Annotated in this window: 18 protein-coding genes and 1 pseudogene; 7 read left to right on the plus strand and 12 right to left on the minus strand. The window is 63.3% G+C overall.

Going from position 1 to position 19,087, the window contains the following annotated elements; genetic code table 11:
- Positions 1-46: 46 nt before the first annotated feature.
- From DXK94_RS03200 to DXK94_RS03210, 3 genes are all read right to left on the minus strand, one after another.
- Complete coding sequence (locus DXK94_RS03200) at positions 47-2,668, minus strand: GH32 C-terminal domain-containing protein (RefSeq protein ID WP_258868415.1); 2,622 nt, start codon at positions 2,666-2,668, stop codon at positions 47-49.
- A 261-nt stretch (positions 2,669-2,929) separates the two neighbouring features.
- A complete protein-coding gene (locus DXK94_RS03205; RefSeq protein WP_115523796.1) occupies positions 2,930-3,223 on the minus strand; it encodes a putative quinol monooxygenase in 294 nt (97 codons plus the stop codon).
- A 51-nt stretch (positions 3,224-3,274) separates the two neighbouring features.
- Positions 3,275-4,273: a LacI family DNA-binding transcriptional regulator gene (locus DXK94_RS03210; RefSeq protein WP_115523953.1), complete on the minus strand. Its 999-nt coding sequence runs from the start codon at positions 4,271-4,273 to the stop codon at positions 3,275-3,277.
- 165 nt (positions 4,274-4,438) lie between these two features.
- Between DXK94_RS03210 and DXK94_RS03215 the strand changes: the two genes are divergently transcribed.
- From DXK94_RS03215 to DXK94_RS03230, 4 genes are all read left to right on the plus strand, one after another.
- Positions 4,439-5,557 carry a substrate-binding domain-containing protein gene (locus DXK94_RS03215; protein WP_115523797.1) on the plus strand — a complete coding sequence of 373 codons (1,119 nt, stop codon included), beginning with the start codon at positions 4,439-4,441 and terminating at the stop codon, positions 5,555-5,557.
- Between the two features lie 108 nt (positions 5,558-5,665).
- A complete protein-coding gene (locus DXK94_RS03220; protein WP_115523798.1) occupies positions 5,666-6,712 on the plus strand; it encodes an ABC transporter permease in 1,047 nt (348 codons plus the stop codon).
- A complete protein-coding gene (locus DXK94_RS03225; RefSeq protein WP_115523799.1) occupies positions 6,709-7,503 on the plus strand; it encodes an ATP-binding cassette domain-containing protein in 795 nt (264 codons plus the stop codon). Before DXK94_RS03220 ends, DXK94_RS03225 begins: the two co-directional genes overlap by 4 nt.
- Positions 7,504-7,605: 102 nt before the next feature.
- Complete coding sequence (locus tag DXK94_RS03230) at positions 7,606-8,565, plus strand: carbohydrate kinase (RefSeq protein WP_115523800.1); 960 nt, start codon at positions 7,606-7,608, stop codon at positions 8,563-8,565.
- Positions 8,566-8,625: 60 nt separating this feature from the next.
- On the opposite strand, the gene DXK94_RS03235 is transcribed toward DXK94_RS03230, so the two are convergent.
- Complete coding sequence (locus DXK94_RS03235) at positions 8,626-10,266, minus strand: serine/threonine-protein kinase (protein ID WP_115523801.1); 1,641 nt, start codon at positions 10,264-10,266, stop codon at positions 8,626-8,628.
- Positions 10,267-10,391: 125 nt separating this feature from the next.
- On the minus strand, positions 10,392-10,568 hold the full coding sequence (locus tag DXK94_RS03240; protein WP_115523802.1) for a CsbD family protein: 177 nt from the start codon (positions 10,566-10,568) through the stop codon (positions 10,392-10,394).
- A 179-nt stretch (positions 10,569-10,747) separates the two neighbouring features.
- Between DXK94_RS03240 and DXK94_RS21350 the strand changes: the two genes are divergently transcribed.
- The 3 genes and pseudogenes from DXK94_RS21350 (at position 10,748) to DXK94_RS03250 (ending at position 12,043) form a co-directional block, all read left to right on the plus strand.
- Positions 10,748-10,954, plus strand: a complete 207-nt coding sequence (locus tag DXK94_RS21350) for a hypothetical protein (RefSeq protein ID WP_181884727.1) — start codon at positions 10,748-10,750, stop codon at positions 10,952-10,954.
- 142 nt (positions 10,955-11,096) lie between these two features.
- Positions 11,097-11,363: pseudogene (locus DXK94_RS21880) on the plus strand (vitamin B12 dependent-methionine synthase activation domain-containing protein); the annotation flags it as partial.
- A gap of 245 nt (positions 11,364-11,608) precedes the next feature.
- The gene (locus tag DXK94_RS03250; protein ID WP_115523804.1) at positions 11,609-12,043 is read left to right on the plus strand and encodes a YgjV family protein; all 435 of its coding nucleotides are present in this window, start codon (positions 11,609-11,611) and stop codon (positions 12,041-12,043) included.
- Between the two features lie 110 nt (positions 12,044-12,153).
- Here DXK94_RS03250 and DXK94_RS03255 read toward each other — a convergent pair whose 3' ends face one another.
- The 7 genes from DXK94_RS03255 to DXK94_RS03285 all read right to left on the minus strand — a co-directional run bounded on the left by DXK94_RS03255 (position 12,154) and on the right by DXK94_RS03285 (position 18,925).
- Positions 12,154-12,939: a 2-keto-4-pentenoate hydratase gene (locus tag DXK94_RS03255; RefSeq protein WP_115523805.1), complete on the minus strand. Its 786-nt coding sequence runs from the start codon at positions 12,937-12,939 to the stop codon at positions 12,154-12,156.
- A 91-nt stretch (positions 12,940-13,030) separates the two neighbouring features.
- Entirely contained in the window at positions 13,031-14,614 is a 1,584-nt protein-coding gene (locus tag DXK94_RS03260; RefSeq protein ID WP_115523806.1) for an aldehyde dehydrogenase (NADP(+)), read from the minus strand.
- 51 nt (positions 14,615-14,665) lie between these two features.
- Positions 14,666-15,085, minus strand: a complete 420-nt coding sequence (locus DXK94_RS03265; protein WP_115523807.1) for an ester cyclase — start codon at positions 15,083-15,085, stop codon at positions 14,666-14,668.
- Positions 15,082-15,639 carry a flavin reductase family protein gene (locus tag DXK94_RS03270; protein WP_115523808.1) on the minus strand — a complete coding sequence of 186 codons (558 nt, stop codon included), beginning with the start codon at positions 15,637-15,639 and terminating at the stop codon, positions 15,082-15,084. Before DXK94_RS03270 ends, DXK94_RS03265 begins: the two co-directional genes overlap by 4 nt.
- A 30-nt stretch (positions 15,640-15,669) precedes the next feature.
- Positions 15,670-16,185 (minus strand): flavin reductase family protein, encoded by a 516-nt coding sequence (locus DXK94_RS03275; protein WP_115523809.1) that lies wholly within the window; start codon positions 16,183-16,185, stop codon positions 15,670-15,672.
- Positions 16,182-17,516: an NAD(P)/FAD-dependent oxidoreductase gene (locus DXK94_RS03280; protein WP_258868426.1), complete on the minus strand. Its 1,335-nt coding sequence runs from the start codon at positions 17,514-17,516 to the stop codon at positions 16,182-16,184. The genes DXK94_RS03275 and DXK94_RS03280 overlap by 4 nt, the downstream gene beginning before the upstream one ends.
- An 11-nt stretch (positions 17,517-17,527) precedes the next feature.
- Positions 17,528-18,925 carry an LLM class flavin-dependent oxidoreductase gene (locus tag DXK94_RS03285; protein WP_115523811.1) on the minus strand — a complete coding sequence of 466 codons (1,398 nt, stop codon included), beginning with the start codon at positions 18,923-18,925 and terminating at the stop codon, positions 17,528-17,530.
- Positions 18,926-19,087: the final 162 nt, after the last annotated feature.

Genomic DNA, 19,087 nt, shown 5'->3' on the forward strand with positions numbered 1-19,087 from the left:
CCCTTCAGCTCCAGCTCGCAGGTCAGCTGTTCATACCGTGGGCGGGTTATTTCTTTTCGGGGAGGAACATTGCCTTTTCCAGCGGTGTCACGGTGAGTGATTTGAGCTGGGCGGTACCGCCTTCGGCGAAGAGGGCCATCTTGTCGGCTCCCGGGTTGGGGAATACCTGGTCGGTGATGGTCTTCAGGCCGTTCTGGGCGAACACCTCCACGGAGGAGCGGTCGAGGTAAATCCGCATGGTGACGTTGCCGTTCTTGTCCAGCGTGACGGGGGCGTCCTCGATGGAAGCGAAGGCCGGGTGGAATGTGGTGTTGCCGGATTTTGTGCGGTCAACAAACATCTTGCCGGTCGTGGCATCGTAGCCAATGACGGTGGACGACTGTCCGTCGCCGAGGACTGTGATGCCGGATTTTGTTGCGGTGCCGGGGGCGAAGGTAATGTCCACCTGCTGGACCTGGCCTGCCGACTGTGCCGGCAGCGGGTGCGTTCCTGCTGAAATCGGGCCGCCCTTCTTGTCGTTATAGCTGACTTTCCCTCCCAGGTTTTCCACTTGCTTTACGGCGCTTTGGGTGAGGCGCGGACCGTCAGGGGTTTGCGTGAGTTTCACTTCACGGGGGAGGGCCATGGCGCTGCGCCAGGGGTTGGTTGGGGTGTTGTTGGCGTAGTCCCAGTTGCTCATCCAGCCCAGCATTACCCGCTTGTCGTCGGGCATGTTGGCGAAGGATACGGTGGCGTAGTAGTCCCGTCCGTAATCCAGCCAGTCATAGGACTCCAGCCGGGAGGCAGCTGGCGTGGGGCTTGCTGTGAATTCATCCGCGAGGATGTGCCCCCAGCCGAACCTGTTGTTATCGACGACCTTGATGTGTGCCTGCTGGCCAACGAATTCCTTGACATCCCATGATGCCCAGTCCAAGGATTCACTGTCGTTGCCGGTGGTCGTACGGACCACCTGTCCGTTGACTACCAGGTTCACCGTTTCTTCATCGGACCTGGGAACAGCGGCAGTGTCAGTGAGCATGACGTGGTCAAGGGTCAGGTGTCCCCACCCGCCGGTGGCTTGGTCAACGATACGCAGCTGGGCGTTTTGCCCGGCGAATTCGGAGACGTCCCAACCTTTCCAGTTCAGCAACCCGCCGTTGTCGCCGGCCAGGGAGCGGACCACGTTGCCATTAATGAGCAGTTCGACTGCGAGGGTCTGTCCGGAGTCGGCGGAGCGGTTGCCGCCTCCGACCAACATGCTCATGAAATCTTTGGTGATGGGGAACTCGGGGGATGTCAGGGTACCTTGGCGGTCATCACCGGGTACCGTACCGGATTCGAATGTGTTGATCCGTTTTGCGCCAATGTAGTAGTCCCCGCCGCTGGTGGCTGGCTGGAAATTGGGGGTCAGGTCTCCGGTGCCGGTCCAGCCGGCATTGGCCAGCGTAGTTCCGTCGGGAACCTCGAAGCCTTCAAACTTGAGCTCTCCTTCGGGCGGGTTATTGTCCAGCTTGTCCGAGACGTGGGGGTGCTTGCCTCCGCCCACGAGGAAGTTCAAGTAGTCGTCGGTCACGGTGAATGTGGGTGACTGCATGGAACCCAGAGGCCAGTCCCCATCATTGAAGGAGTTGATCAGTCCGCTGCCGCCGAATCCGGTCACGGGGCTCTGACCGGGCAGGGAACCGGGCGCTGGGGCGTCACCGAAGGGGCCGTTCTTCCAGTTGCCCGGTTCGTTGTTCACTGTCCAGCCGTTGTAGGTTCCGTCGTTGAATCCGGCCAGGACTGTTCCGGCGGGTGGAGCAGTGGCTGGTTCGGTGGTTTCTGAGGTGAACGTGGTGCCGTCGAAGTTGCCCACGAAGTATTGGACGGCAGAGCCCCCAGCGACGCCGCCGGGGTTGATGCTGACGATCATGACCCATTTGACGTTGTTCGGGTCACCGTCAACAGCCAAGGGGAACAGGTCGGGGCATTCCCACTGCCCGCCGGTGGCGTTGGCGGGCCCGAAGTCGCTCAGTGCGGTCCAGTCCTTGAGGTTGTCGGACTTGTAGAGGACAACCTTGTGTTCCTGCGATTCCACCGCGGTCATGACCCAGTAGCCTCCGCCGGCCGGGTTGTCGTACCAGAAGACCTTCGGGTCGCGGAAGTTGGCTGAGTTCCGGTTCAGGACGGGATTGCCGTCGTACTTGGTCCATGTCTGGCCGTCGTCCAGGCTGTAGGCCAAGGACTGGGCCTGCAGGCCGCGGTGCGGGGACGGCTCCTTGTAGGCACTGGTGTAGATCGCGATCAGGGGCGGGTTTTCCGCGGTGCCCAGCCCGGACGTGTTGTTTTTGTCCACGACGACGCTGCCGGAGAAGACATCTTCCTGGGCATCGGTGGAGATGGCCAGCGGCTGCTCTTCCCAATGGACGAGGTCCTTGGACGTGGCGTGGCCCCAGGACATGTTCCCCCACGTGTTCCCGGAGGGGTTGTGCTGGTAGTACAGGTGGTAAACGCCCTTGTGGAAGACGAGCCCGTTGGGGTCGTTCATCCAGTTCTTTTCCGGCGTGTAGTGGATGGCCGGCCGGTGCTGCTCATCCCCGAGTTCAGCGGCGGCCGCGGGCATGGCGCCGGCCAGTGCTGCGGCGAGCGAGAGGCTGGCCAGTGTCAGTGCGGAGACGCTGCGCGTGCTTCGCATTGTGGATTGTTTCATGTTGCTTGTGTCGCCCTTCATTGCGCGTGTCTAGCCAGTAGACAACGTTGTCAGCCAATGCGATGGACTCTAAAAGATGTCCAGCGGACAAGTCAACGGTCCTTTGGTGGCCGTTTTTCTTAAGGCTGATTTCGGTGCCGGGCGCGGGCACGACGACTGGCCCCGCGTCCAGAGGACGGGGGCTGAGGTGTGTACGAATGGGCTGCCCTAGAGGTAAAACCCCTGGGACGCGCCCACTCTACTGTCGCTGTTTTAGCTTGGTTATACGACCGGTTTGAGCCAGGTCAGCTCCGAGGCGTCACCTTCGATGTGACGGGCCAGTTCCTCGTTGAATCTGGCTCCGTAGTCGGCGGTGATGTGTTCCTGGAACGCGGCTTCATCCCGGTAGACCTCGAAGACGAAGTACTCGCGGGGATTCTCTTCGCGGGTGTAGGGGAGAAACAGTTCGTTGCCTGATTCGTTGCGGACGTGCTGCGTCAGTTCGGCCATCATTTCGGCAACGCGGGCCTCACTGCCGGCTTTGACGGTGAACTCGGCATACAAGGTTTTAGTCATGATCTCTCTCTTCAGTTGGTTTTTGCAGAGGTGCAGTTTTTCTTTGAGGGTTTACGCCGACGGGCGGATTTCGCCGGAGCCTCTTTGGATGAGCTCGGAGGGGACAATGTAGGTCTGCGGAGGTTGATCGTCGCCATCGATCCTGGCCAGAAGCCGTTCGGCCGACTTGACGCCGATCCGCTCCGGGTGTTGAGCGATGACAGTAACCCCGGGGTCCATCATGTCGGCAAGTGTGAAGTCATCAAACCCAACAAGTGCCACACGCTTGTGGACGTCCAGTTCCTTCAGTGCGCGCATCGTTCCGAAGGTGACGAGGTTCTGGCTGGAGAAGATTGCGGTGGGAGGATCCTCGGAAGTCAACAGTTCAAGGGCTGCCCGCCTCGCTGCTTCCTCATCATGGAGATTGTCGATGACCGGTAGTGCGGAGGTGGGAAGGCCTGCGTTGCCGATCTCCTCGAGGAAGCCCCGCCGGCGCTCCCGCGCGGTTTGGATGTCTGTGCGGTCGCCCAGGTAGGCCAATTTGGTGTGTCCGTGCGCCAGCAGATGTGCGGCCGCTTTGCCAGCGCCCACTGCGTTGTCAGTGACCACAGCATCAGCCTCAACCCCTACCGGCTCCCGGTCAATAAAGACCATTGGCAGGTTTCTGGAGTGCTCCGGGATCATATATGCCTGGTTTTTAGCGATCGGTGTCAGGACAAGGCCGTCCACCCGCCTGCCCAGGAAAGCTGCGATGATTGCCTGCTCCCGTTGAGGGTCGTCGTCGAGGCTGGCGGCGAAAACGGCTATTCCCCGGGCGCCAAGGGCATCCTCCATGGCGCGGTGTATCTCGCCGCTGAATGGGTTGGAGACGCTGGGCAGCAGGAGGCCAACCGAGAGGGTCCTTCTACCTGCCCGGCGGAGGCTGCCGGCTGTGACGTCCAGCTGGTAGTTGAGCTGCGCGATGGCATCGAGCACCTTTTGCCGGGTGGCCTCGGATACTCCGGCCTCGTCGTTGATCACCCGTGAAACGGTTTTGATTCCGACACCAGCGAGTGCTGCCACGTGACGCATCGTGGGCCGGGTGGGGGACAGAGGTGGCTGGTAACGATCGGACATCGTTGTCAAGAAAGTCGCTCCTTCTCGTTCTTTTGCTATTGACTCTAGCGTGTGATCCTGCTTACCTCGTCTATGACATCGTTGTCGAGGCCATGGAGGCCTCAAACACCAGGAGATTCAATGTTGAGTTCCAAGTCCCACCTTGCAACAGCCACCCGCATCTTTGCGGCAGGAGCCGCCCTTACCCTGGGAACGCTTAGCCTGTCGGCTTGTGGAGGAAGTTCCACCGCGCCGGGTGCCAGCGAAGGCACGTCAGGCGAAAAAGTCGGCGTCTCCCTGATCGTCAAGACCACAACGAACCCGTTCTTTGTTTCAATGCAGGACGGAGCGAAGAAAGCCGCAGAGGCTGACGGTGTAGACCTCAAACTGGCCGCCGGCAAGGCTGACGGCGACGAAGATACGCAGATCCAGGCAATCGAAAACGCCATCTCCAAGGGCGACAAGGGCATCCTCATCACGCCCAACGGCCCCTCCGTGGTTGACGCGCTGCAGAAAGCCCGGGATGCCGGCCTGTTCGTTATCGCATTGGACACCCCGCCGGACCCCGCCGACGCCGCAGAGATCACGTTCGCCACCGACAACTTCGCCGCCGGCGAGCTGATCGGCAAGTGGACGGCAGCACAGCTGGACGGCAAGAAGGCCACGATCGCCCTCGTTGACCTCTTCGATGACAAGGTCGTCTCCGTGGACTACAACCGCGACCAGGGCTTCCTGACCGGACTCGGCATCGATACTGCCGATCCCAAGAAGAACGGTGATGAGGCCAAGACCGGAAAGTACACCGGCGGCAAGGGCGGGGACTACGAAATCGTCGGCAACCAGGCCTCCCAGGGTGCCGAAGACGGCGGCCGGACGGCCATGGAAACCCTCCTGTCGAGCAATCCCGACATCAACGTCATCTACACCATCAACGAACCTGCAGCAGCGGGAGCATTCGAGGCCTTGAAGTCGGCCGGCAAGGACAAAGACGTGCTCGTCGTTTCAATCGACGGCGGCTGCACTGGCGTGAACAACGTCAAGTCCGGCGTTATCGGTGCCACGGCACAGCAGTACCCCGTGAAGATGGCCGAACTCGGAGTCAAGGCAATCGTGGACCTAGCCAAGACCGGGAACAAGCCCGCGAACTCCGAAGGCCTGGACTTCTACAACACCGGCGTCGAGCTCGTCACCGACAAGCCGGCCGACGGCATCAAGAGCATCACCACCACCGAAGCTTCCGAGATCTGCTGGGGTAAGTAGAACCCCCGCTACCCGTCCCGGGAGGCCGTGCTCCGCTCCGGCCTCCCCGGCGCACCACTTCCGCGTTAGCTACGCCCCAGCGACCATCACCAAAGATCAGGACCAACCGTGACCCAGCAACAGACCGCCGGCCCGCCCAGCGCCGGGCATGCCGACCTGGCCGAGGAATTCCTTGACCGCCAGACCCCGCTCAGCCGCATCCGCAACATCCTCCACCGTCACCCCGCCGTCAGCCCCGCCCTTGTCCTTCTGATAGCGGTGGCCGTGTTCGGCCTGCTCAATGACAGATTCCTGCGGGTCGAAAACCTCTCACTGATTACCCAGCAGGTCTCCGTCGTCGGCACCCTGGCCATCGCCCAGACACTCATCATCCTCACGGCCGGCATCGACCTGTCCGTCGGCGCCGTCATGATCCTCTCCTCCATGGTCGTGGCCCAGCTCGCCGTCAACAACGGACTGCCCGCCCCTGTTGCCCTGCTCGCAGGGCTGGTGGTCGGCCTCGCGACAGGAGCCCTGAACGGATTCCTGGTCACCAGGTTCCGGCTCCCACCCTTCATCGTTACCCTGGGCACGCTGAACATCTTCATCGCCCTGACACTGCTCTACTCCAACGGGGCGACCGTGCGCGGCTCGGCCATGCCGGACCTGCTGACCTGGACCGGCAGCACCTTCCCCGTAGGGCCAGTGCGCATCTCAACAGGCGTCGTCGTGATGCTTCTGCTCTACGTGGCCATCGCATTCATCCTGGGCAAAACCGCCTGGGGCCGGCACGTCTACGCCGTGGGCGATGACAAGGAAGCCGCCCGCCTGGCCGGCATCGCCGTCAACAAAGTCCTCATGAGCGTCTACCTCGCCGCCGGCGCCGTCTTGGCCATCGGCGCCTGGATCCAAATCGGCCGTACCAACGCAGCCAGCCCCAACGCCGGTGTGGACCTGAACCTGGACTCCATCACCGCCGTCGTGATTGGCGGAACCAGCCTCTTCGGCGGCCGCGGCTCCGTCTGGGGAACCCTCCTCGGCGCCCTGATTGTCGGCGTCTTCCGCAACGGACTCTCCCTCGCAGGCCTGGACGTTCTGTACCAGACCCTAGCGGTGGGCGTCCTGATCATCCTCGCTGTGTCCATCGACCAGTGGATCCGAAAGGTCAAATCATGACCATGACAGAATCAGCAGCCACCCACACCGCCACCCGCGAACCCATCCTGAAGGCCAGGAACCTCGTCAAGACCTTCGGCCGCGTCGTCGGCCTGGACGGCGTCAGCCTTGACCTCTACCCGGGCGAAGTCCTGGCAGTCATCGGCGACAACGGCGCAGGTAAATCAACCCTGATCAAATGCCTCACCGGAGCGGAAGTCCCGGATTCCGGTGAACTCTTTGTCTCAGGTCAGCCGGTGCATTTCAAACGGCCGCAGGATGCCCGGGCCCACGGCATCGAGACGGTCTACCAGAACCTCGCGGTGTCGCCGGCACTCGATGTGGCATCAAACCTTTTCCTCGGGCGGGAAGAGCGGGTCCCCGGTCCGCTGGGCAAAATCTTCCGTGTCTTGGACACGAAGGGAATGCGCCGCAAAGCCAAGGACGAGCTCACCCGGCTCGGCATCTCCACCCTCCAGGACGTCACCGTCCCCGTGGAGAACCTGTCCGGCGGCCAGCGCCAGGCTGTCGCCGTTGCCCGCGCCGCGGCGTTTGGTTCAAAGGTTGTCGTGCTGGATGAGCCGACGGCGGCGCTGGGCGTGCGCGAATCCAACCAGGTCCTGCAACTGGTCCGGGACCTCCGGGACCGCGGCCTGCCGGTCATCCTCATCAGCCACAACATGCCCCACGTCTTCGATGTGGCAGACAGGATCCACATCCAGCGCCTCGGCAAATGCGCGGCCACGATCACGCCTCAAACCCACAACATGACCGAAGCAGTTGCGATCATGACCGGCGCAGCCAGCGCCTAACCAACTGCTGCCCTTACGTCAGTCCGCGCACCGGTTACCGGTCCGCGGACTGACGTCGCTTGAACAGCCCCCACCCCATCAGATCCCCACGAGAGACAGACCATGGATTACCTCACAACAGCCCGGCCCGACGCTCACCCGACGCTTGACGTCACTGTCGTAGGCGAAGCGCTGATCGACGTGGTCACCACCTCAGACGGCCAGGTGGAACACCCCGGCGGCTCGCCGGCCAACGTCGCCTACGGACTCGGCCGCCTTGGCGTCACCACAGGTCTGCTCACAGCCATCGCCCCGGACGCCCGAGGGACCGCAATCGAAGACCATCTCCGAAGCGCAGGAGTCACACTTCTACCCGGCTCAAAATCCCTCACCCGGACGCCGTCTGCGACAGCGACCCTCGCACCGGACGGCTCCGCCACATATGACTTCGATATCTCCTGGGATCTGGCCCCCACGCCGCCCGCGTACTTCCCCAAAATCCTGCACACGGGATCCATTGCCACGTTCCTCAGCCCAGGCGCCAGCGCGGTAAAGGCCCTGCTCGAACAGGCCCACCGGCACTGCATGATCACCTACGACCCCAACATCCGGCCGGCCCTGCTGGGCAGCCACACGGAAGCGAAAGCCATCTTCGAAGAGCTCGTGGCCCTCACGGACGTCACCAAACTCAGCGATGAGGATGCCCAGTGGCTGTACCCCCGGAAAAGCCTGGACGAAACCGCGGCACACATCCTCGGACTGGGCACCCGGTTGACCGTCATTACGAGGGGCGCCGAAGGTTCACAGTTCACATCCGCCGACGCCAACATCAGCATCCCCGCGGTGAAAACGACAGTCGCAGACACTATCGGCGCCGGGGACTCCTACATGTCAGCCCTGATCCTGGGCTTCCTCACCCGAGGAACCGAAGGCTTCGCCCCGGCTGTCCTGGAGCAGCTTGGACACACCGCAGCCGCAGCCGCGGCCATCACCGTGCAGCGCCCAGGAGCGAACCCACCGACCCTTGAGGAACTGAACGCCGCAGTAGAAGCCCATGCCCCTGCTCAATATGCAGGTGCCTGAAGCACATCATCAACAGGAGGGTGCCCTGCATTTCACCTACCGAGGGGAGCCGAGTGTGGTTTAGTTCTTGTTTTTGCCGCCCCCCTGATCTTTCGGCTTGCCGGCCTTGGACTTTTCGTTGTCGAGGCCTCCACCTGTGGTGGTTTGTTCTTCGTTCGTGGTTTGGTCCTGTTGCTCCCCGGGAGGGGTATCACCTGCCTGTGCGCCGGCGGGGATTTCCACGGTAATGACGGGCGCGGGTAGGGGATTGGAAACAGGAACGGGGTCTGCAGTCGTGACCGGCACAGGGCCGGGGGCTGCGGGGACTGCGTCAGCGGTGGGTCCGGCAGAAGCGGTGATGAGTGTTTGCAGATCGTTGCGGACCAGACGGATGGCCTCGGTGATGCTCCGGTATTTTTCGAACGTCACCCCGTTCCTGACTGCTTCATCACTGACATCCTTTTCCAGCCGGTCCAATTGGGTGAGGGCAGTTTGAAGGTCGCCTTTGATCACCGCCTGGCGCACCCGGTTGAGTGTGGACTGGAAAGCAGGGGAGGGCTTGAGGGCGGTTTCGAGCTGGTCAAGGTGAAAATCGACTGGGTTGTTTTGCACCGGTACTGCCGGCCCGGCAGGTGAAGCTGACTGGACCGTGCCCTCACCGCCAAGGGTTGCAGCTGTGCCTCCGGCGAGGAGGACCGCCGCGATGGACGCGGCGAGAGCAGCCCGGGCGCGCTTTCCGGGTTTTCGCAACGGCCGGGCAGCAGCGGTTGGCGGATGCGGCGGCAACGGCGGGGGCGCGGGAGCCCTTGAACTGCTGACATTCCGCTCCACGGGTACGAAATCAGCGGTTGTCACGGAGGCGGCGTGCGTGTCGTCCTGCAGGGCCAATCGCTGCAGTGCGGTCGCTGCTTCTGCCGCGGTTGGCCGGTCGGCGGGTTGCCGGGCAGTCATCGCAGTTAGCAGGGCCTTCCAGCCTGCGCCAACACTGTCGGGGATGACGGGGCTCCTTTGGAGCCGCGCCACGCCCGATTCGATCTGGTTGCCGGGGAACTCAACCTGGCGTGTGAAGCATTCCAGCAGTACCAGACCCAGGGAATAGACGTCGCTTGCACCGTTCAAAGCCTCGCCGAGCGCCTGCTCTGGGCTTAGGTACGCGGCAGTGCCGACCATGCGGCCTGTCCCCGTAAGGTGGTCCTCCTCCATCATCCGGGCGATGCCGAAATCGGCGAGCTTGGCCCGCCATGGCATTCGTGGCTGGCCGGGCCGGGGGTTGTAGAGAAGCACGTTCCCCGGTTTGAGGTCCCGATGGATCACGCCGCGGCTGTGGACGTAGTCCAGGGCAGCTGCCAGATCCGAGCCCACGTTGGCGATTTCGGCGGGGTCCATGGGCCCGTCCCGCAGATGACGGCGGAGGTCAGGGCCGGGCACGTACTCCATCACCACGAAGCTCCGCTCCGTGTCCGGATCGGTGCCAGCGTCGAACAAAGTCACCAGGGACGGATGGATCAGGGAGGCAAGGATCCGAATCTCAGCGTCCTGGCGGGCCAGCAACTCGGGCTCGCCGCCCTCCTTGGAGAAGACCTTCAGCGCCACCTCCCGGCCCAGGGCTTCATCCAGCGCCCGGTACACGCCTGCGGCGGCGCCGCGGCCGACCAGCTCCTGAAGCCGATATCGCCGGCAGAAAAGTTGGCCGGTTACCGCCGACCTCTGTACTTCCGTCATGCGAGCTCCCGTAGGCGTTTCTGGCCGTCTTATCCGGCCGGGTATTTGCTTTCGCTGCTCCGCTCGGTGCGGAGACAACAAAAGGCGCACCCCGTTCGCTGAGTGCGCCCCTCGTTGCAGGCTGGTCAATCCTTTTTGAAAGCGTCCTTGACCTTCTCGCCGGCCTGCTTCAAATCACCTTTGGCCTGATCGGCCTGCCCCTCGGTCCGCAGGCTCTCATCACCCGTGGCCGTGCCTGCCGCTTCCTTGCCCTTGCCGCCGGCTTTCTCGGCGGCGTTTTCGATCTTGTCGCCCAATCCCATGGTGTTTCCTCCTCTGGTTGGCAGCCGTTCGCATTCGGCTACAAACATAATAAGCATGCTTAGGATCCTGTTTTCAAGTGCCTATCCGGTTCTTGACCATTCTGGAACCAAACGGTGTGACGTGCCGGGGCTGCCGTGGAACCATGCACTAGAACAAATTATTCGCATCAGCCGTCGACGTGACCAGCGAATACAGCAGGAAGCTGCTGAGGTTGGTGGCCAGCGGTGCGCCGGGCTCATACGAGATGCCGGTGCCGGCGCCCACCGCAAAGGACCTCGGCTGCACGCAGCTCTCCTGCGGCTGCGTCCCCGGTGAAGAGGTCATTCGAGGTGTCCGGATCGACGGCGACGCCACCGCCGTCGATCCCGCCGCCGTCGACCGCTGATTCACTCGCCGTTCCCTCACCCAACGCGAGCACACCAGGAGGGACGACTTCCCGGCCCCGCTCGGCCTTACCAGGGCCACATATTTCACCCCGGTGCAGGGTCAGGGATGGTCGCGCACCAGCCGCTTGCCCTCGGGGGGTCTGGCATGCGCGGATCCGCAAGGAGCTGGGCTTCGCGGCCGAGGAACCCAAGGACACGGCGGGGTATTTCAAGCTCGACTACCGCGGTGCCCCGTTCTCCCTCGGCTACCCCGCGTCCCCTGACATGGAGGACCGCCGCAAGGTGACGGAGCTGCTGAAGCCCGAGCGGATGGGCGTTGTTTTGAGTGATGAGCTGATGCTGCACCCCGAACAGTCCACCGGCGCGTTCGTGTTCCACCACCCGGAGGCGAAGTACTTCAAGGTATGAGGGTGCTTCTGCCTGCCGAAACGGGCACTGTCGAGGGAGTCTGTTACACCTGCGGGGTGAACCGGAAGCGGCGAAGCTAAGTCTGCCAACGTTCGCTTGTTGAACGAAGCGTTCGGAGATGGCACAATGAGGCATTGCTGCAGGAGCAGTGTTCTTCGCCTACTCTGGTGAAAACACCCTTCCAAACCACCATCACTACCCCTGCCCAGCCAGTGGCACCCCGGGCGCCTCGCTGAAAGGACAGCATGGAACTGCTGTGGGAAATCGCCGGCTGGGCTGGCGCTGTTGCGATCCTCAGCGCCTACCTCGCCGTTTCCATGGGCTGGCTAAAGGCCGGCAAGGGCTTCCAGACCGCGAACCTGTTTGGCGCCGTTGCCTTCATCGTCAACGGCACAGTCCACGGGGCCTGGCCTTCCGTGGTGACGAACGTGGCCTGGTTCCTCATTTCTGCGATCGCGCTTTTCCGAATGCGTTCGGCGAGCCCACAGCCGATCGTGCCAGCCGAGGACCCGCAGGTTCATTTCCCTGGCGTCCCGGACACAACCGGCCAAATCGCTGTTGTCGAGGTCATCACGGGTGCCGTGCACGGCGAGACCAACGGGCGCCGCCTGCCCACAGAATGCCCGACGGCGGTCAGGCCGGCTGAGGTGCCTCGCCCACCCCGGTCCTCGGAGAGTTAGAACGAAAGCGGGCTGCCGATCTCAAAGGACCGGGCAGCCCGCCAGAGCGAAAGCCACGCTGCGAAAGCCGTGTCAGCGCGCGTAGGGGTCCTGGATCCGCAACCCCATGGTCACGCCGAAACGTCAAATTCGACGGTGCCCCAGCCTTCGAAAGTCCCGGACCAGCGGCCCGCTTCGTTCATCGGAACGGCCTGGAGGCAGCTGCCGGGAAGAATGACGTGACCCGCTTCGAACTCCACGTCGTAGTCCGCGAGGCGGTTCACCAGCCAGGCGACGGCGGCGAGGGGGTTTCCGAGGATGTTTCTGGTGCTGCCGGAGATGATTTCGCGGTGGTTGAAGGTCAGGACACCGCGCGTGTCGCGAAGGTTCAGGTCGGTGACCTTCCGGGGTGTGCCACCGAGGATGACGGCCCCGGTGGAGCCGTTGTCTGCGAGGGTGTCCGGCAGGCCAATGGCCCAGTTTTGCACCCGGGAGTCGATGATTTCGATGGCGGGCAGCGCGTAGTCGATGGCGTTGATGACGTCGGCGACCGTGGTGTTCCGGCCGCCCAGACGGGAACGGAGCACGAATGCCGGCTCCAGCTCGACGTGGGGCGCAATGAAGTCGTCCCGATTGAGGGTGGTTCCTTCGAACTCGAACATACCTGCCAGCAGGTGGCCGTAATCCGGTTGGTCCAGCCCGAAGGCGTCCTGCATCACCTTGGCGATGTTGCCCAGTTTGTAGCCTACGAGCCGGTCGCCGCCGGCAACGGCATGCTCAACGTTGATCTTCTGGATCTGGAACGCGGCATCGGCATCCAGCGAGGGCCAGGTTTCGGTGGGGGCGGAGACGGGCTGGCCTTGCAGCCGGGCGGTGCGCAGCGTATCGGCGATGTCTTCAAGCGTAGTAATGGTCACGGTCCCTGGTTTTCTCAGTGGTTGGGGATCCGGCCCCGGGCGACTCGTTGCGTGAGGCGTGCCCGGGTCCGGAAGATACGGGGACGCCGGCCTAGCCGTGTTCCGGTTTGCCGTCGATGAGGCGGTTGACCTTCCAGGGGTTCTCGTCCTGTAGCGGGGAGGGAAGAAGTTCCTGGGGGATGTTCTGGTAGGCGACGGGGCGCAGGAAGCGGTTGATGGCGAGGGTTCCCACGGAGGTGGTGCGGGAGTCGGAGGTGGCGGGGAAGGGGCCGCCGTGGACCATGGCGTGGCCGACTTCGACGCCGGTGGGCCAGCCGTTAATAATGATGCGGCCAACCTTCTGCTCGAGTGCCGGGATGAGGGGCGCCGCGGTGGGGTAGTCCTCTTCGGTCAGTTGCAGCGATGCGGTGAGTTGGCCTTCGAGCCTGTTGATGGCCTCGATCAGGTCCTGGCTGCTGGTGTAGCGGATGACCAGGGACGCGGCGCCGAAGATTTCCTCATGCAGGACATGGTTGCTCACGAAGTCGCGGACCTGGGTCCCGAAGATGGTCGGGGCCGGGGCGTTGCTGGTCTGTCCTTCCAGTCCCTTCCCGATCAGGTCTACACCTTTTGCGCTGGCGATTGCTTCGGTTCCTGCATTCCAGGAACCTGCGATGCCTTCGGTGAGCATGGTCTGCCCGGAGCAGCCAGAAACAGCACGGCCGACGGCGGCAGCGAGTTCGTCCCCTGCCTCACCTTCGGGGGCGAAGAGGAGCCCGGGGGAGGTGCAGAGCTGTCCCGAGCTTCCGGTCACGGATGCGACGTACTGCTGGGCGAGGGCGTCGATGTCCCCTTTGAGGGCTCCTTCGAACACGAACACCGGGTTCAGCGAGGACATTTCGGCGTAGACCGGGATGGGCTCGCGGCGGGCAGCGGCGGTCTTCATGAGTGCGATGCCGGCTGCCTGGGATCCGGTGAAACCAACGGCCTTGATGGCAGGGTCGGCGACAAGGGCCTGGCCGATGCTGGCGCCCGGTCCGTAAACCAGTGCAAAGACGCCCGGATGCAGGCCGAAGTCCTTGACAGCTTTGACGACTGCCTGACCGACGAGTTCGCCGGTACCGGGGTGGGCGTTGTGGGCTTTGAAGACCACGGGGCAGCCCGCTGCCAAGGCTGAGGCCGTATCACCACCGGCGGTGGAGAAGGCGAACGGGAAATTGCTGGCTCCGAACACGGCAACGGGTCCCAGCGGGATCTGGCGCTGACGGATGTCTGCCCGCGGCAGCGGGGTGCGGTCCGGGAGGGCGGGATCGATGCGGACGCCGCGGAAGTCGCCGGTGCGGACCACGTTCGCGAAGAGCCGCAGCTGGCCGGTGGTGCGGGCGCGTTCGCCCTGCAGACGGGGAGCGGGTAGCCCGGTCTCCTGGCTCGCCCGGGTGATGAGTTCCTCCTCGCCGATGGCCTCGATGTTGTCAGCGATGGCTTCAAGGAAAGCTGCGTGGATCTCCGGCTCCAGGGCGCTGAAGGAGGGGTAGGCCTCAGCGGCCGCTACGGTGGCCAGCTTCAGCTGGTCCTCGGTGAGCAGCGAGTAGGCCGGCTCGAGCTGTTCATTGGTGGCCGGGTTCATTCCATAGGTTGTGCCGCCGGTTCCGGCGGTGGTCTTCCCCGCGATGAGGGAGTGTCCGTTAAGCGTCATTTGATACGTCTCCTGAAGACAATGAAGGGGTGCGGGCAGGTTGGCGGGTTTTCAGGCGTTGCCGGATCCCAGGTGCCAGATGCCGAGGGCTGAGAGGAGCTCCCTGGGGTCCCAAACAACGAATTCCTCAGCGATTTTGCCATTGTCAAAGCGGAGGAAGGACGCGCCGGTGACGGTGATGCTCCGTCCTGTGGCAGGCACGTCCATGAACGAGCCCTGGTGGGTTCCCTGGCTTTGCCAGTGAATGGCGGCGGTTTCGCCGTTCTCAACGATGTGCAGGATGTCAGTACTGAAGTCCGGGAATGCTTCATGGGTGGCTTTGATGGTTTCCACGACGCTGCTGGAGTCCTCGCTGCCTGATTTTGAGCGGCGGACGTAACCGGGAGAGATGATGTGTTCGAATGCTGCCACGTCGCCGTTGCCCCAGGCACGGTTCCAGGCGTTGAGGAGTTCTTCGCGACGGTTGCTCATGATGCGCTCCTGGCTACTTGGGGTGTCTGCGTAGGAATTTCGATGGGCAGGTACTGCCCGAACTTGCCGCCGCGGAAGAGCAGCGCGTCGCCGGTGCCGTCTTCCATGCTGGTGACGGCACCTACCACCATGTAGTGGTCGCCGACAACGACTTCTGCGGTGACGAGGCAGTCGATGTAGGCGGTGGCCCCATCCAGGTGCGGGGTGCCGAGGGGGCCGGGTGTGCATGGCAGGCCCTCGAATTTCTGCGGGCCTTTCCGGGACAGCGAGCGGCAGATACCGACCTGGTCATCGGAAAGGATGTTGGCCGTGAACTTCTGCAGCTTGCGCAGTTTGGGCCAGCTGGAGGAGGACTTGTCCACGCAGAACATGACCAGCGGTGGCTCGAGCGAAAGGGACTGGAAGGTCCCCACGACCAGGCCGAGCTTTTCCTCATCGTCGTTGGTGCCGGTGATGGCCGTGACGCCGGTGGGCAGCTTGCCCAGGATCTGGCGGTAGTAGGCGGGGGTGATGCTGTTTTCCGGAGTCTTTTCGGGTGTCGGGGTGATGTCCATGTCAATCGTCCTTGATCGAGGAGGGGTGGGTCAGGCGGCTTCGCGGAAGCTTCCGAAGCGGCCGCCGTGGAAGATGAGCGGGGTGGAAGCCCCCTCGGCTGGAGTCATGTCCAGCACGCTGGCAATGACAACGACGTGGTCCCCTGCGGTGAACTGCTGTTCAATTCGGCAGTCGAACCAGGCAAGGGAGCCGTCCACGTGCGGGGTGCCCCACGCCGACTCGGACCACGCGATGTTATTGAGCTTGTCCTCGCCCTTGGCGGACAGAGCACGGCAGACCTGCTGCTGGTCTTCGGCGAGCAGGCTGACGCTGAAGGTTCCGGATTCGGTTATTTTGGGCCAACTGGTGGACGAGTGCATCACGCTGAAGGTCACCAGTGCCGGTTCCATGGACAGTGAGGCGAACGTCCCTACCACCATGCCGTTCTGTTCACCGGTGACAGGATGGGTGGCGCAGATGGCGGCGACACCGGTGGGCAGGTGCCGCATGACGGCCCGGTAGGTGTCGGAATTGATCCGGCGGCCTTCGAGTGCGGGGGCGCTCATGCCTGTGCCTCCTTGAGTTCTGCGTGGACGTTACGGGAAACGCGAAGTCCGCTTTCGATGGCGCCGTCGAAGAATCCGGCCCAGATGTTGGCGATGTCGCTGCTGGCAAAGTGCAGTGCACCTTCACTGGCCTGCTGCGCGGCGTGGTACTTGATGAGCTGACCGGGCCGCTGGATCTGCCAGGTTTCCTCGGCGTAAGGGTCCTCGCCCCACTTGTGTCCGGTGACCTCGAGGACTTCCAGGTCGTCGCGCCATACCTTGATGGCTTCCTGGATCTGGCGGGCATCCGTGACATCGATGCGGTTCGCGTCGGCGCCGAAGCCCACCAGGACGGCGTCGGTATCGCTGACGAATTCAGTGCGGATCACGGACAGTGGCTTGTCCTGGGCGGAGTAGGCGAAGAAGGGCTTGATGGGCCCCTTGACCCGGATCCAGGCCTTGACGCCCTGGGATGCAGTCTTTTCCCGGCTGGCCGCGAGCTTGCCCTCGGACAGGGCGGGCTCGACATCGAGCTTGTGCAGGATGTTCTGGGGAAGGGTGATGACTACCTTTTTTGCCTGGATCTCCTGGCCGTCGCCATAGCTGACAGTCGCGCCGCCGCTGTTGTGCCGGACGGCGGTCACTGGGGCGTCGAAACGGATGTCAGCGTTGGTGTCCGCGGCGATGGCTTTGGGCAGCGTGTCATTGCCGTGCCTCAGGCGGAAAATTGCCGAGGCTTCGTGCATGAGGTGCCAGTGCCCGGAAGATCCGGCGGTCCAGCGCAGGGCGTTGACGTAGGCGCACTGGTCCAGGGGTGCGTTGAAGTGACCCACCCAGGCGGCTTCGTTGGCGTTCCGTTCGTCCTCGGACAGGTCCAGCTTGTCCAGCATTTCCTGCAGGTTGTACTGGTCGGCTTCGGCGAGGTTGGGATTGGTCAGGGGGGCATCCGGGCGGGGCAGCCACTTCATGGTGTCCTCGAGCAGGCGCGTCATGCCGGGATCGATCAGCTTCATAAAGTCGTCCAGGTTGCCGCGGCGCACTTCATCGCCGGCCAGCCAGTAGGTTTCTTCCGAGCGAGGGCCTCGGGAAACTTCGAGTCCGTAGCGGGTGACCTCTGCCCAGACATGGGGCTGGGTCCAGTGCAGCCAGTTGCCGCCGAGCTCCAGCTTCTGGCCCAGACGGTTTTCCGTCCACAGGCGCCCACCTATGCGGTCCCGGGCTTCCAGGACAACCACGCGGTAGCCGCGGTTGCCGAGCTCCCGGGCGGTGATGAGGCCGGCGAGACCGGCACCGATGACGACGACGTCAGTTTCTTCAGTCATTGAGGGATCCTTTGTTGATAATTCCGTGATGGCGGCTGCGTTTAGAGGGCGGCGTCGCTGAGGTGCTTGGCGCGCTGGGCCGTGGCAGGGTGGCCGGCCAGCGTGTACTTCCGGCCAAAGAGCTTCTCGCGCAGGGTGACCGGCTCCTGGTCCTCCGGGCGGGCAGGGGCGACAATGCCCTGGGCACGGAGCTCCGGAAGGGCGAGTTCGATGAACTCTTCCCAGCCGCCGGGCTTGGTGATGTAGCTGAGGTTGATGCCGTCGATGTCGGCTTCGTCGCGCCAGCGGCGCAGTTGTGCTGCCACGGTTTCCGGCGAGCCGATGATGGTGGATCCGGTGCCGCCTACGGCTAGGAACTCCGCGATCTGGCGCGGGGTCCAGTCCCGGTCCGGATCAGCCTTGGAGAACATGTCCACCATGGATTGCCCGGCCTTGGTGCCTACGGACCGCAGCGGGGTGTCCAGCTCGTATTCGGACATGTCTATGCCGGTCCAGCCGCTGAAACGGGCCAGGACGGCGTCGACTGGCGCGTTATCCACGGCCTTTTGGTACTTCGCCTGGGCTTCCTCGTCGGTGGGCGCGACGACGACGGTGAGCAGGATGACGATCTTCACGTCGCGCGGATCCCGGCCGGCGTCGGCCACGGCCTGGCGGAGCTTCGCCACCGTGCGCTTTGCGCCTTCCACCGAGGTGCTCTGGATGAAGACTGCTTCGGCGTGCTTGCCGCCGAACTCCATGCCGCGTGCGGAGGAGCCGGCCTGGAACAGTACCGGGGTGCGCTGTGGGGAGGGCTCGCACAGGTGGAAGCCGGGCACCGTGAAGTGCTCTCCGGCATGCTCGATCGGGTGCACTTTGGCGGGGTCGATATAGGTCGCGGATTCGGCATCGCGGACCACGGCGTCCTCTTCGAAGGAGCTTTCCCAGAGCTTGTACACCACGTCCATGTACTCGTCGGCCATGTCATAACGCTCTGCGGGGGTGAGCTGCTGCTGCTTGCCGAGGTTCCGGGCAGCTGCTTCCGAATAGGAGGTGACAATATTCCAGCCCACGCGGCCGGAGGTCAGGTGATCCAGAGAGCTAAACTTTCGGGCCAGCAGGTACGGCGGTTCGTACGTTGCCGAAACGGTCACGCCGAACGTCAGATGCCTCGTAACGGCGGCCATTCCACTGATCAGCACGGTGGGGTCGTTGATGGGGAACTGTGCCGCGTCGCGGAGGGCGGCGTCGCCGTTCCCGCGGTAAACGTCGTGGTAGCCGACGTTGTCGGCGAAGAAGATTCCGTCAAAGCCAGCGTTTTCGAGCATCTGCGCGATGCCGGTCCAGTACTGCAGGTCCGTGTAGCGGTAGCCCTGGTCTGCTTCGTTGCGCCAGGACCCGGAAGTCAGGTGGGAAGGGGCAAAGACATCGAAGGCGAAGAGGCTTAGTGGCTCGTTTTTCATGGCAGCGGTGCTTCCTTGGACTGGTGCCGGACAATGCGACAACGTGAGAGCAATGACGTTCAAGATATGAACACTGCGTTCAACTTAGGTTGTAACCAAACTCACTGTCAAGGGGCTTCTTCGAATGCGGCTGCCCGAGGTCACTTTTGACAGCAATGTGGC

The organism is Arthrobacter sp. RT-1, from assembly GCF_003367205.1.
Taxonomy (GTDB): domain Bacteria; phylum Actinomycetota; class Actinomycetes; order Actinomycetales; family Micrococcaceae; genus Arthrobacter.